This is a genomic window from Prolixibacteraceae bacterium (genome assembly GCA_019720755.1).
Classification (GTDB): Bacteria; Bacteroidota; Bacteroidia; order Bacteroidales; family Prolixibacteraceae; genus Halosquirtibacter; species Halosquirtibacter laminarini.
Map to the genome: position 1 here is coordinate 1,036,063 of CP081303.1, position 14,824 is coordinate 1,050,886.

The 14,824-nt window shown below is 37.6% G+C and carries 7 protein-coding genes; all 7 read left to right on the top strand.

Annotated features, from left to right (window positions below; all coding sequences use genetic code 11):
- The first annotated feature begins 290 nt into the window (after positions 1-290).
- The 7 genes from K4L44_04470 to K4L44_04500 all read left to right on the top strand — a co-directional run bounded on the left by K4L44_04470 (position 291) and on the right by K4L44_04500 (position 14,753).
- The gene (locus K4L44_04470; GenBank protein QZE15088.1) at positions 291-3,152 is read left to right on the top strand and encodes a LuxR C-terminal-related transcriptional regulator; all 2,862 of its coding nucleotides are present in this window, start codon (positions 291-293) and stop codon (positions 3,150-3,152) included.
- Between the two features lie 301 nt (positions 3,153-3,453).
- Positions 3,454-6,645, top strand: coding sequence for a TonB-dependent receptor (locus K4L44_04475; protein ID QZE15089.1), 3,192 nt, complete (start codon positions 3,454-3,456; stop codon positions 6,643-6,645).
- Positions 6,646-6,662: 17 nt separating this feature from the next.
- Positions 6,663-8,381: a RagB/SusD family nutrient uptake outer membrane protein gene (locus K4L44_04480; protein QZE15090.1), complete on the top strand. Its 1,719-nt coding sequence runs from the start codon at positions 6,663-6,665 to the stop codon at positions 8,379-8,381.
- A gap of 47 nt (positions 8,382-8,428) precedes the next feature.
- A complete protein-coding gene (locus tag K4L44_04485; protein ID QZE15091.1) occupies positions 8,429-9,247 on the top strand; it encodes a hypothetical protein in 819 nt (272 codons plus the stop codon).
- A gap of 277 nt (positions 9,248-9,524) precedes the next feature.
- A complete protein-coding gene (locus tag K4L44_04490) occupies positions 9,525-11,759 on the top strand; it encodes a glycoside hydrolase family 3 C-terminal domain-containing protein (protein QZE15092.1) in 2,235 nt (744 codons plus the stop codon).
- Between the two features lie 62 nt (positions 11,760-11,821).
- On the top strand, positions 11,822-14,014 hold the full coding sequence (locus K4L44_04495; protein QZE15093.1) for a glycoside hydrolase family 3 C-terminal domain-containing protein: 2,193 nt from the start codon (positions 11,822-11,824) through the stop codon (positions 14,012-14,014).
- Positions 14,015-14,297: 283 nt separating this feature from the next.
- A complete protein-coding gene (locus K4L44_04500) occupies positions 14,298-14,753 on the top strand; it encodes a hypothetical protein (GenBank protein ID QZE15094.1) in 456 nt (151 codons plus the stop codon).
- The last annotated feature ends 71 nt before the right edge of the window (positions 14,754-14,824 follow it).

Consider the following 14,824-nt stretch of genomic DNA (forward strand, 5'->3'; position numbering starts at 1 on the left):
ATAATTTAGTATTGTCAGTATTAAAATATGTTGACATCATGTAAAATATTCAAAAATAGTGTTTCGTTATTGTGTTTTATTAACAACTATCTCGCATGAAACTATAGAGTCATCTGAATTGTTATATAATGAAATAGAAAGTTGTAGCATTAACAGAATCTTGTTTTGGAGTAAAAATTAATATCATACATTATGATTTTGGGAGTATGACATGAACGCTCGACCTTTTTATTTAGCCTAATATTCATTAACTTAGTTGATGACTTACAAACCAATGAACATTCGATAATATGAGAAGAACGCTTCTAATACAAATAATATTCTGGACGTTTCTTTTGAAGACCTCTTTAGGAATGGCTACAGTTGTGGGAATTCCTGAGACCTCTTTTTTTAGTAAAACGGACTATCAAGGTGGAACACAAAATTGGGCTATTTCTCAAGATAGTAGAGATCTCTTATGGATCGGGAACAATAAAGGAGTTATTCGTTATGATGGAGAAAATTGGGATCTAATCAGTGATTTTAAAATTCCTTTGGTTCGTGCGGTTCAATCTATTGGAGATCGGATTTATATCGCTGGTTTTGAATCATTGGGGTTCTATGAGACAAAAGATGCATCACATCAGTATCATGCATTGGAGCTACCCAAGCAAGTTGGTGCAATTGAAAACATTTGGGGAATATTTTCATTTAAGGATCAAGTGATATTTCATTCAGAGAAGGCAATACTTATATATGAGAATGACCAGTTGTCTTGTTCTATACCTGCTTTTACGCGATTTAAAAGAGCTTTTAATGTTGATGGAAAATTGTTTGTCTTTGATGAGGCGAAAGGATTGTTCTATCTTCAGGGAACGAAGTTAGTCAAACTTCCACACCAAATGTTATTAGAGGACAATAAGGTAACTTCGATGTTGGCATTTCCAAACAACCAGATATTAATAGGAACTCATAAATCTGGCTGTTTTCTATGGAGTTCCCAAGGGATTACAGCATGGAAGGGAAGTGCAAATACTCGATTAATACAAAACAATATTTTCTGTGCAACTCTATTTTCAAAGGGTTTGATTGCATTTGGAACGATACAAGGAGGTCTTATTGTAACCAACCTTGATGGGGATGTGGTCACAGTAGTGGACAAAGATAGAGGGTTAAAGAATAACACAGTTTTATCTCTGTTTGTGGATAGACAAAAGAATATTTGGTGTGGTTTAGATAATGGAATTGCTAAAGTAAACCTGAACAATCCAATTAGTTTTATTAGTAGTTACTATAATATAGGTACTGGATATGATATAACGAAGTCGGGTGATAGTTTCTATCTGGCAACGAATCAGGCTCTTTTTAAAGTAGATAGGGATCTGCTTTTAGGTGCTTCTGTCTCAAAAGAGAATTTCAAAAAGGTGAAAGGAACAGAAGGCCAAAATTGGAGTGTGTATAATGTGCAGAATGGAGTGCTTGTTGCACATGATTTGGGAGTGTTCTATGTAAATGGAAGCGGTGCAAAACTGATTACTCCCAAAGAGGTGGTAGGGGTGTGGAAGATATTGCCTATCTCAGGACATCCAAATTTGTTGCTTGGTGGCACTTACAAAGGGTTGATTGTCTTACGTAAAATTGGACGTCGATGGCGTTTCTCGCATCGTATAGAGGGACTAAATAAATCTTTAAATAATTTGGTGTGGGACAAAGATAATTGTTTGTGGGTTACAGGAGGAGAGGATGGAATCTTAAAGTTACATTTTGATTCCACCTTTACCACCTTTACTCGTATTGACACCATTCAAAATAGGCAATTTGCTAAAACAGATCATCCATTGAATCTTTTTCAAGAGAAAGGAGAGGTTAAGACATACAACCATTTGGGGATCTTTATGATTGATACGAAACATCTCACGGTGGGAAGAGATACGCATCTAGAGAGATATTTTGAGCAACGTCAGTTTCCCACCAAAATACGAAATGATAAAAGTGGTAATCTTTGGATCTTTAAAGAGAGAGGTGTTTCTGTTCTTCGAAGACTTGAGGATGGTTCAAGAAAACGAATTGTTTTTCCTTTTGTTCCCATTAACAATAGACTCGTAGATTTCTTTGGAAATGTATATACTACACCAGATGCTAAGCATACTTTTATAAATATCGTGGATGGTTTTGCCCATTATAATGCAAGTCAATCTTTTCATTTTGATTATAAATATAGGTTGAATATTACTGCTTTTGAGATGGTAGATCCTATCAATAATATTCGTACTCATAAAAAGGTAAAACAAGCAGTTTCCTGTGCATCTGATTATCCTTACCGAAAGAACAATGCTTTTCGATTGAGATATGCTGCAACGGACTTTAATGATTCTAACATTCAGTATAATGTGGTGATGCTTCGTGATGGAGATACCATTTCCAATATCTTAACAGATAAGTCTGTACGAAATTTTGAAAATTTGTCGGATGGACATTATACTGTATCTATTGGATCCGTGAATAGATATGGAGTGCAAGCAGATCAAGTGACCTTCTCTTTTAATATTGCTCCTCCATGGTATCGAAATGACATTGCTAAGGTGGTTTATCTACTTCTTTTCTTATTGCTTTTTTCAGTGATGTATATCGTACTGTCGAAGAAACAGAAACATGCTTATGGAGCGATTATGAAACAGTATGAGGAGGATATTAGGCAGAAGGAGCACGATTTTAATCAAGAGAAGTTAAGACAAGAGATGTCTTTTAAAGAGAAGGAGTTGTCTAATTTGATTAAACATATTGCACAGAAAAATGATTTTCTCCAAGAAATTCACCAACGTTTAAACCATATAGCCCATATTAAGGAGTTGTCTACTCGTAATAGAAAGATATCTCAGCTTCAAAAACAGATTGATAAGGACATGCACAACGAACTACATTGGGTAAACTTTAACAATGAGTTTGAGCAGATTCATCACTCTTTTATTGTGAAATTAACGGAGATTTACCCGGATCTTACAGAGAAAGAACAGAAACTTGCTGCCTATATTAAGCTTGGTATTGCCTCTAAAGAGATTGCGGTACTTATGAATATTACCCCACGTACCGTAGAAAATTATCGATATAAGTTAAGACAACGATTTGGACTTAAGTCTGGGGAGAGCCTCTCTAACTATATTATCCATATTTGATAACATTCTCACTCTTTGAAATAGTGTTGCAAATGTGAAAAGTTCATCAATTATTCATTCGAATAGAAATAAGTGCTATTTTATTACAAAAATATTACAATTATGTAATATCTTGATATATAGATTATTAATCTCTTTTATGTGAGGTAAAAGTGAGGTGTTTTAGGGGGGCTATTGAGGATTTTATGTATCAAATCGTACTATAAAATTTTTCACTACATCGTAATTTTATCTACTGTAATCGCTTGGCCAGTGAATCGTATTACACTAAAACTTATATGTCTAACAAATGAAAAGGATTATGAAATACAATCTTATTTTATTTATACTTCTTTGCTTTGGTTTTTCTGCATATGCCCAAGATATCAATCTGAAGGGTGTTGTAACAAGCAAAGAGGATGCTCTAACCCTACCGGGTGTCTCTATCGTGGTAAAGGGTACAAACATAGGAACTGTTACGGATTTTAATGGTAAATACTCATTGAAGGTTCCTGAAGGTAGTACAGTAGTATTCTCTTTTGTTGGGATGAAAACACAAGAGGTGGTCGCAGATCGAAACACTTTAAACGTAACTTTGAAGAATTCGATATCTGATATTGATGAGGTGGTTGTTGTAGGATATGGGGTTCAAAAAAAGGCTTTGGTGACGGGTGCCAATGTGAATGTAAAAGGAGAAGATATTGAGAAAATGAATACAGGTACTGCCATGGAAGCGCTACAAGGTGTTACTCCAGGGGTATCAATCACACGAAATAATGGTGCTCCCGGATCTGGAACCAAAGTGTCTATTCGTGGTCTTGGTACTATTGGCAACTCAAATCCATTGTATATTGTGGATGGTGTTGCCGTTGGAAATATCGATTATTTGAGTAGTTCTGATATCGAATCTATTGATGTGTTAAAAGATGCTGCTTCTGCTGCTATTTATGGTTCGAGGGCTGCCAATGGAGTGGTGCTTGTTACTACAAAAAAAGCAAAAAAGGGAAGTAAACCGTCTGTCTCTTATGATGGCTATTATGGAGTACAGAACATCTATAAAAACGTCGCACCTCTAAATGCACAGGAGTATATGTACGTGATGGATGAGGGCCGTGTAAACGATGGTTTGGCACCTCATAATTGGGAACAAGAGCTGATGGCTAACAATTGGCTAAATAGTAACTATCCGAATGAATTAGGAACACAATTAGGACAAGAAGTTTGGGATAAGCTGCAAAATGGTTGGTCTGGAACCAATTGGATTGATGAGATGACTAAGAAAGATGCACCAGTACAGAGTCATTCTATCAATATTACTGGAGCTTCCGAAGATATTACTTATGCAATGGGATTCTCGTACTTCGATCAAAGTAGTATTATCGGAGGAGATATTACGGATGCTGGATATAAAAGGATTACTGCTCGTATCAATACACAGATGATTCTCTTTAAGAATGAACGTCATAGTATTCTAACTGTTGGGGAGAATTTTACCTATACAAATACCGAGAACAGGGCCGTTTCTACTGGAAATATCTATGATAATGATCTACATAATGCCATTGTTCAGAATCCATTGATGCCTGCATATTGGAATAAATCGCCTGATAGAAAAGGTTACACTCCGACACTAGAAGGGGTTGATAATAGCCAAACCAATCCCCTTGCCGTCCTATATTATAAGAAGAACTATAATTGGGGTAAGAGCAATAATCTTGTAGGAAATGTATTTGCCGAGCTGGAACCAATTAAGAACTTAAAGTTACGCTCTTCTTTTGGTGTGAATAGTTGGTATGGACATAACCGTTCATGGGCTCCTACTTATCAGTTAGGCGTATTATATAATAACTCTCTCGATGCTGCATCTCAAAGTATGTACCAAGGAGTAGATTATACTTGGACCAATACCATCAATTATGATTTAGATTTAGATAAACATAAATTTCAGTTCCTTGTGGGTAGCGAGATGCTGAAGAATGTATTGAATATGAATGTGGGTGGTCGCAAATCAGGGACTACTTTTGGAAAACCAGATTATGCCTATCTAGACAATGTAAAGAAAGATAAGATCACTGGAATTGATACTTGGGGTAAAGATTGGGCAGCTCAAGGTGGTGGCTTGATGTCGTATATGGCAAGGGTAAGTTACAACTTCAATGAGAAGTATATCTTAGACGCAACTGTGCGTTCAGATGGTTCCTCTAATTTTTCAGAAGATAAGCGTTGGGGAGTTTTCCCTTCTGTCTCTGCTGGGTGGAACTTTTCTGAAGAGGAGTTTCTATCGAACCTTTCTATGTTAAATTATGGTAAGTTAAGAGCGAGTTGGGGACAAAATGGAAACCAGTCAATAGATAACTTTATCTATAGTTCAAATATTTCCTATATCGATCCTGGTTATTTCTTTGGGGATACCAAACCGATATCGGGCTCAACAGCAATTCCTGCAAACGTTCCCAATCCGGATGTAACATGGGAGACTTCTGAACAGTTAAACTTTGGTGTTGATACTCGTTGGTTTGATTCGAAGTTGTCATTTACTTTTGATTGGTATAAAAAGACTACCAAAGATTGGTTGGTGGTGGCTCCGATTCAAGGAACTGCAGGTGCTAGCGCTCCATTTATCAATGGTGGTAATATCGAAAATAGTGGGGTCGAGCTCTCTTTGGGATGGAACGATAATCTAGGCGATTTTTCTTATGGAGTGACTCTTAGTGGGACCTATAATAAAAACCGTGTCACGAAGTTAGACAATTCCGAAGGAATTATCACAGGACCGTCTAATGTGCTTTCTCAAGGAACATCTTATATCTCGAGAGTTGAAGTTGGAAAACCGATAGGTTATTTCTACGGATATCAGACGGATGGAATCCTTCAAAATCAAGATGAGGTAGATCAATATGTAGGGCCTGATGGAAATGCTTTCTTTGAGGATCAACGTATGGGAGATGTTCGTTTTGTCGACCAAAATAGTGATGGTGTGATTGACGAAAAAGATAAGGTGATGCTTGGTGATCCTCGTCCAGACTACGAACTAGGTATCCAATTGAATGCGGAGTACAAAGGGATCTATGCAAATATGACCATGACAGGTAAGTTTGGAATGCAGGTAATGCAGTCCTATAGATCCTTTGCCGATAAGTTTGACCAGAACTATACGACACAAATTTTTGATCGTTGGCATGGTGAAGGTACTTCGGATCGACTACCAAGACTAAGCTCTTCGTCTCACCGAAATACGAATTTTATATCGGATATATTTATGCATGATGCAGATTATCTGCGCATAAGTAATTTAACTGTTGGTTATGATTTTAGCAAAATGTTGAACGATGTGTCGTGGATGAGATCTGCAAAGGTCTATATCTCTGTAAACAACCTTTACACTTTTACTAAGTATGACGGAATGGACCCAGAGGTCTCATATGGACATGATGCAAACTGGGCTTCAGGAATCGATTTAGGTCTTTACCCACTTCCTCGTACAGTGATGATGGGTGTAAACATTGCTTTTTAACTTAAAACGGATTAAAGATGAAATTTAGATATACGATATTGATCGCTGCCCTAATATTTTCCTTGGTAGGATGTAATGACTTTCTAGATACAGACAATCTATATCAAAAGAGTTTGGACAACTTTTACCAAACGCCTACCGATATTGAGGAGGCAATGGGTGGAGTCTACAATGCACTCTATGTTGGTGGCATCTCAAGTAATGAACATGTAACGGCCAACCTTCTTTCTGATTTGATGTTCTCTGGAGGGGGACCTGATGATAAATTAGCAAAAAACATTGATGGGTTTAATGATCCTGATGAAGATACCTATAAAGATCTATGGGTAGAGACTTATAATGGTATTTATCGTTGTAATGCCATTATTGAGAAGGCTAGTACAACCGACTTCACTAGTTTTTTTAAGACAGAACAAGCATCGACAGATTTTAAGAATCAATCAGTAGGAGAGGCCTATTTTATGAGAGGATTTCTTCTATTCAGAGCTGCAAAATTCTTTGGTGGAATGCCATTGATTCTCTCTACCGACGCTCCAAGAAATGTTGATAGAGCTACTTTTACAGAAACTTTTAGTCAGATCGCTAGCGACTTTAAAACCGCTTCTGATATGTTGCCTAGAGACAATGCATTGGATATTTCGATTGATCGTTATGGTCATGCGAATGTATGGGTAGCTAAAGCTTATTTGGCTAGAGTGTATATGTTCTATACTGGCTATATGACTAATATTGAGAAGAGTGCTACTGATGTGTTACCTCTTGTGTCAGAGGGGGAGTTAACCAAACAGATGACTGTAGATGCCTTGGATGATATTATTGCAAATAGTGGGTATGAGTTGGCTTCTGACTTCAGAAACCTTTGGCCATATTCGTATGTCAATGAAGCTGCAGGAAAGGATGTGCTTCCTTGGGCTGCCAATGCTGGACTCTCTTGGGTTGGACAGGATGGTCCTCACTCAAGTATTGGAACCGGAAATAAAGAGGTGATGTTTGCTCAACGTTTTGCTTTCGGTAATTGGGATTGGGATAAAGGTCAAAGCTATAATAACCGTGTTTGTCTCTATTTTGGTGTTCGTGAGAACTCAATGGTTCCTTTTGGACAAGGATGGGGTTGGGGTACTGTAAATCCGATGTTGTATGACCAATGGGATGACAGCGACACTCGTAAGAAAGGTTCAATATTGGAATTAGGGGATGCCGATCAAGGAACAGATAGTTATAAAGGGGATGTTGGAGATCAGGAAACTGGTTATTTCAATAAAAAATATACCACCCTTCAGCATGATGGAGAAGATGGTGTTAAAGGTCTCTTCTACTATCTATATGATATGGATAATGGTGATCCTCTACAGTTATGGGCTGCACAAGATTTTTACTACTTACGTTTTGCAGATATTCTTTTGATGCAATCAGAGTTGACAGAGACGAATGTTGGTTTAAATAGAGTTAGAGAAAGAGCAGGTCTTGATGCAATTGCTTACTCGTTAGATGTATTGAAAGAGGAGCGTATGCATGAATTTGCTTTTGAAGGGATTCGTTGGTTCGACCTTGTTAGATGGGGAGATGTGGAGAAAGCAGGAGCTAACTACTTTCAAAGAAACATTCCTATTTCTAATATGGGTGTGGAGAGTGTTTATAACGTGACTTATCGCCCAGAAACCAAAGGATTGTTGCCAATTCCTGAGTCGGAAATCCGCCTTTCTAATGGTGTATATAAACAAAATCCAGGATGGTAGTCGTCTGTACGAACGATTCTAATGAAACTTATAAATTGAGATCGATTATGAAAAGATTTTTTCAAACATTTATATATATCATGGCGCTTTTCTTATTGGGAACCGCTTGTGATCCAATTGTGGACAGAGATTCGCTTAGCAATAGTTTTAATCCTGATGATATCAAACTTGAGGTGATTCAGTCAACAGAGGGAGGAAATGGGTTAACACTTAAGATGAATACTCCTGGAGTGGCAGGATATTGGGACTATAATATTGATAAGAGTTTCACAGACAAGGTGGTGGTGAATTATCCTATCCCTGGAAAGGCTGTTTTTACATACCATGTGACAACTGCCTATATGGAGGGGAATGATCCTGCAAAGACCTCCTATGTCTCTAAACAGATTGAGGTTCAAATAGATCAGCTCGACCAAGAATTACCACCAAACTATTATCGGTTGGTGGGTAATGACTTAGAGGGAAAGAAATGGGTTTTTGATGGAGGACCTGGTGCTGATGATCGAATGTGGTGGTATATGTCTCCAGGGAATGACCCTACTCAATGGGCTACTGCTTGGTGGAATGCAGGGGGTACTGGAGCAGGACCCGCGGATGCCTCTGGTTATATGCAGTTTGATTTGAATGGCGCAGCCAATTATACCTATCATGATGGATCTACAAGTCAATTGGGTTCATTTAAGTTTAATAAGGATTACACAAAGCTAACTTTAATGAATGCGCCAATTTTAGGAAATGATAGTCAAAGAATCAATGCGGATGGAGAGTATCAGATCATCGAACTCACAGAGGAAAAGATGATTCTTTATAATCCTGTGAGTGCTGGTGGAACAGGATGGACTTGGATTTTTAAACCAATGAATTAAACTGTTGAGCAGTCTTACTTTTGATAAGACTGCTCTATTAAACTGAAATAGGATTGTGATATGACACCGGAGAGATTATTATAACTTAATAAATCACAGTGGTGTATCATTTTGAATTCTTTATAAGATAAATATTCATCTTTATGGTTTGATACCATACTATAAGGTGTCTATCGAGCTCAAAAGTGCGCATATTGGAAGTGGAGGTCTTTGTCTTCTAAGAGAAAATGCTCCTTATTCATAATACTGTATTATATCGCCTATAAAATCATAACATATGAAAAATATCATATTATATTTCTCAATAATTGGAGCGCTTTTCATTATGGCTTCGTGCCAGTCGTCCAATGAAGAGGATCGAGTTGCTTCATTACTTGAAAAGATGACTTTAGAAGAGAAGATTGGTCAGATGTGTCTAATAAATACTCCTGGTAATAACCTTTCGGATAAAGATATTCAACGATTGAGAAATGGAGAGATTGGTTCTGTACTTAATGAGACCAATGTAGATCTGATAAATCAATTTCAGCGAGAAGCTGTTGAAAAAAGTAGATTAGGAATCCCTCTTTTAATAGGACGAGATGTCGTTCATGGCTTTAAAACAATGTTTCCTATTCCTTTAGGTATGGCTGCTTCGTGGAATCCAAACCTTGTAAAACAGTCGGCAGTGGTGGCAGCCAAAGAGGCTAAATCTTCAGGAATAAATTGGACTTTTGCTCCGATGGTTGATCTTGCACGAGATGCTCGATGGGGACGTATAGCAGAGAGTTTTGGAGAAGATCCTCTTTTAAGTGCTAAGTTAGGAGTGGCAATGATACAAGGGTTTCAAAGTGATACACTGAATGGAAAGTATAAGATCGCAGCTTGTGCCAAACATTTTGCAGGATATGGTGCTGCCGAAGGGGGACGTGACTATAATACTGCATTGATCCCAATGCGAGAACTTTACGATCAATATTTTCCTGCTTTTGAGGAAGCGGTGGATGCAGGAGTCTTCTCTATCATGACTAGTTTTAATGAAATTGATGGCGTTCCATCTACGGGAAATAGGTTTCTCTTAAGAGATGTTTTACGAGATCAGTGGGGGTTTAAAGGTTTTGTTGTAAGTGATTGGTGTTCTACTACAGAGATGATTGTTCATGGTTTTGCAGCCAATCCGAAGGAAGCTGCAGAAAGATCAATCAATGCCGGAGTGGATATGGAGATGGTGGCGACCTCTTTTCATGATAATATTAAGACGCTTCTTAAAGAGAAGAAGATTACCATGAAAGAGATTGATCAAGCGGTATTACATATTTTGAGGGTTAAAGAGTCACTGAACCTCTTTGAAGATCCTTATGTCGATAAAAATGAGCAACATCAATATGCTGCTCCTGAAGATCTTCTGTTGGCAAAGAAGATTACATCGCAAAGTATGGTATTGCTAAAGAATAAGAATCAAATTCTTCCATTGAAGTTGCCATCGACAAAGCTTGCATTGATAGGGCCCCTTGCGGATAAACCATACGAACAGCTTGGAACATGGAATTTCGATGGGGATGTGAGTTTATCGATCACACCAAGAGATGCATTTACAAAACGATGGGGGAATAAAGTGTCGTTTACTCCAGGATTAAATTATTCAAGAGATAAAAGCAACGATGGTTTTGCTAGTGCCATTGCCAATGCCAAGAAAGCTGACGTGGTCGTATTTTGTGCTGGAGAAGAGGCTATCCTTTCTGGTGAAGCACATTCACGAGCAGGCATCACTCTTCCTGGTGCACAAGCCGCATTGATTAAAGAGCTGAAGAAGACAGGTAAACCAATTGTTTTGGTGATATATGCTGGACGTCCTTTGGTCCTAAATGATGTAGAACCTTATGTGGATGCAATCATTTATGGTTGGCATCCTGGTACTATGGGAGGAGAGGTGTTAGCCGATATTGTGGACGGTACGATGAATCCTTCGGGTAAATTGCCTGTCACTTTCCCTCGTAGTGTGGGACAGATCCCAATGCACTATAATCATAAGAACACGGGTCGTCCTGTGGATCCGAAACAGTGGATCCCTATGGATAAAATACCGATTAAAGCAATACAGACTTCCTTAGGCAATACTTCTCACTATTTGGATGATGGATATACTCCTGCTTACCCATTTGGTTATGGATTGTCTTATACAAACTTTGATTATGGTTCAATTCATCTTGATAAACAAGTTTATGATGTGTCCGATACCTTACGAGTGACTTGTGATATTCGAAATACAGGAGACCGTGATGGTACCGAAATAGTACAACTTTATGTGAGGGATTTGGTTGGGAATGTGACAAGACCTGTTCGAGAGTTGAAAGCTTTTAAAAGAGTTCCTCTAAAATCTAATCAAACGAAAAAGGTGCAGTTCTATCTTCCTGTCTCCACTCTTGCTTTTCATGATATGCAGATGAATCGTATTGTAGAACCAGGTCGTTTTCAATTATGGATTGGTGGTGATGCCATTGTTAAGACCTCTGTCTATTTTCAAGTAAAATAGATTCCCCGATAGAGGGGTTTAAAAAGCCCCTCTGTTTTTTTATAAAAACAAAACAACATGCAATGAAAATATATTTATATCGTAAACTCATTTTATCTCTTCTTCTTCTTGTCGTTTCCTCCTCTTTGGTTTCGGCACAAGAGGAACAGGATATTGAAACTAAGATAGATCAAATTCTTTCACAATTAACCTTAGAGGAGAAAGTTAAGTTGTGTCATGCACAATCTAAATTTAGTGTTCCAGGTGTCGCTCGATTAGGAATACCTGAGTTATGGATGTCTGATGGTCCTCATGGAGTTCGTGCTGAGATCTCATGGGATAGTTGGAAACATGCTGGTTGGACCAATGATTCGTGTACTGCTTTTCCTGCTTTGACTGCCTTGGCTTCTACGTTTAATCCCGCACTTTCTCGTGAGTTTGGTGTTGCTATCGGTGAGGAGGCTCGTTATCGTCATAAAGATGTCCTTTTGGGACCTGGTGTCAATATCTATCGAACTCCTCTTAATGGTCGTAACTTTGAATATATGGGAGAGGACCCTTTTCTAGCATCTACGATGGTGGTTCCTTATATTCATGGAGTGCAACAAAACAAAGTGGCTGCTTGTGTTAAGCATTATGCTTTGAATAATCAGGAGGTTCTTAGAAATGAGATTGATGTAGTAGTAGATAAAAGAGCCCTTCATGAGATATATCTACCTGCCTTCAAAGCAGCTGTGGTTCAAGGTAAGGTGTGGTCTATTATGGGAGCGTATAATAAATATGAAGGTGTTTATTGTTGTGAAAACAAGTCTTTAAATATCGATATCTTAAAGCGTAAGTGGGGCTTTGATGGGGTGGTGATCTCTGATTGGGCTGCGGCACACTCTACTAAAGGATCTGCACTCTATGGTTTAGATATTGAAATGGGAACAGGAACCAATGGTTTGACTACTAGTGTTGCCAATAGTTATGATTCCTATTATTTAGCCACTCCTCTTCTTAAGATGCTTCAGAATGGTCAGATCGAAGAATCGGTAGTGAATGATAAAGCAAGACGCGTGTTGAGATTGATGATGCGTACCACAATGGTTCCTAATAGACCATATGGAAGTAAAGGGTCTAAAGCACATTTTGATGTAGCAAGAAAAGTGGCAGAAGAGGGAATGATCTTGTTGAGAAATCAAAACAATACCCTTCCTATCGATGAAAAGAGTAATATAAAGATCGCAGTCATTGGACAAAATGCAGTGAAGAAGATGACTCTTGGTGGCGGTTCTTCTGAATTAAAGGCGATTCATGAGATATCTCCTCTTCAGGGGATAAAAGATGCTTTTCCTGAAGCAACAGTAACCCATACCTTTGGTTACACCGCAGGGGAAACTGTTTATGATGTTCTTACTTATCCAAAAGAGAATCAGGACTCTCTTGCAATGGTTGCTATAAATCAAGCTAAAGAGGCGGATATGGTAATCTTCGTTGGAGGATTAAATAAGAACTACCAGCAAGATTGTGAAAATGGGGATAGAACAGGATATAACTTACCTTACAATCAAGATCAGTTAATAGAGAATATTGCAAATGTGAATTCTAATGTGGTGGTGGTTCTTGTGAGTGGTAATGCAGTAGCGATGCCGTGGCGTTCTGATGTGAAGGCAATTGTTCAAGCATGGTATTCGGGCAGTGAAACGGGTTCGGCATTAGGAAATATTCTTTCTGGTAAGGTGAACCCTTCAGGAAAATTACCAATAACTTTTCCTAAACAGCTTGACGATAGCCCTGCACATACTTTTGGGAAACAAGGATATCCAGGAATAGCCAAAAAGGTATATTATAAAGAGGGGATCTTAGTAGGTTACCGTTGGTTTGATACAAAAAAGATTGATCCTTTATACTGTTTCGGTTATGGATTGTCTTACACAAACTTTAAGATGGATAAGATACATTCAGATCGTAAAAGTTATGACAAAGAGGATGTGATTACTGTGAAAGGAGAGATTGAGAATACTGGTAAAGTGTCCGGCTCAGAGGTGATTCAAGTTTATGTGGAGGATGTGAAGTCTTCTGTTTTAAAACCACTTCAGGAGTTAAAGGGTTTCAAAAAAATAAAGTTAAACCCATTGGAAAAAAAGACATTTCAGATAAAGATACCTGTCTCTTCTTTAAATTATTATGATGCGGATAATGAAAAATGGGTAGTAGAGTCTGGACGTTATCGTCTAAGAGTTGGCACCTCTTCTCGTGATATTATAAAAAATATTTATGTTGAAGTAAAATAATTTTGTCCTAGCATCTTATCTGCTAAGATGCGAATAAGGGTGAATTATATTTGTGTGTGTAATAGTGAATAGGTATAGCCTTTTTTTAGGTTATGCCTATTTTTTTATAAGTATATACCCTTCTCTCTCTTACTGATAAATTAGAATTTTATCGATCTTAAAGTTGATTTTATAATGAATCTATATTCGTTAATATTAATAATTATCTCTATATTTGTCGCCCCGTTCAAGTAATCCCCCCTACCGAGATGGTGACTTATGAAAACGTTTAACTAAATAAAACATGACAAACACCCTTCTGATTATTCTATCTGCCTTATCTATTTGTATTTTTATACTCTATAGAAAGAGTAATCCCCTTGTTAAAAAGTCTGTTGTTCCAGAATTGGTCAAGATGTATGAAACGACAAAAACACTCTTCGTAAACCAGAACCCAAACATTTATTCTGCGATTATCGAAAGTCAAAATGATATGTTTAGGATAAAGTTGATGAAGTGTTTAACTCCCCAAGATCATATTCTTCTTTTAAATGAAATAAGCCCAGACGATAAAATCTCAGTTGTATGTATGACCACAAGAGGAGAGATTCTGGGTTATCTAAAAGGAGATACACCCAATTATGATATTCTTTTTGAAAAGGTGAAAAATCATCAAGTATTGTTCTATGCTGAGTTTGTGCAGTTTGATAATCCTAATTCGATAATTCACTTCTCTTGTTTACAATGTGAACCTGAATAATGTATGAAATTATCTTAAAAAGATATTATAATATTGATATGGTGTAATTGTATAGAAAATTATGTGTATTA

What these genes read in the sequence shown, in the direction of transcription:
- K4L44_04470 (QZE15088.1), top strand. Translation starts at nt 291, where the DNA reads ATGAGAAGAACGCTTCTAATACAAATAATATTCTGGACGTTTCTTTTG.
- K4L44_04475 (QZE15089.1), top strand. Translation starts at nt 3,454, where the DNA reads ATGAAATACAATCTTATTTTATTTATACTTCTTTGCTTTGGTTTTTCT.
- K4L44_04480 (QZE15090.1), top strand. Translation starts at nt 6,663, where the DNA reads ATGAAATTTAGATATACGATATTGATCGCTGCCCTAATATTTTCCTTG.
- K4L44_04485 (QZE15091.1), top strand. Translation starts at nt 8,429, where the DNA reads ATGAAAAGATTTTTTCAAACATTTATATATATCATGGCGCTTTTCTTA.
- K4L44_04490 (QZE15092.1), top strand. Translation starts at nt 9,525, where the DNA reads ATGAAAAATATCATATTATATTTCTCAATAATTGGAGCGCTTTTCATT.
- K4L44_04495 (QZE15093.1), top strand. Translation starts at nt 11,822, where the DNA reads ATGAAAATATATTTATATCGTAAACTCATTTTATCTCTTCTTCTTCTT.
- K4L44_04500 (QZE15094.1), top strand. Translation starts at nt 14,298, where the DNA reads ATGACAAACACCCTTCTGATTATTCTATCTGCCTTATCTATTTGTATT.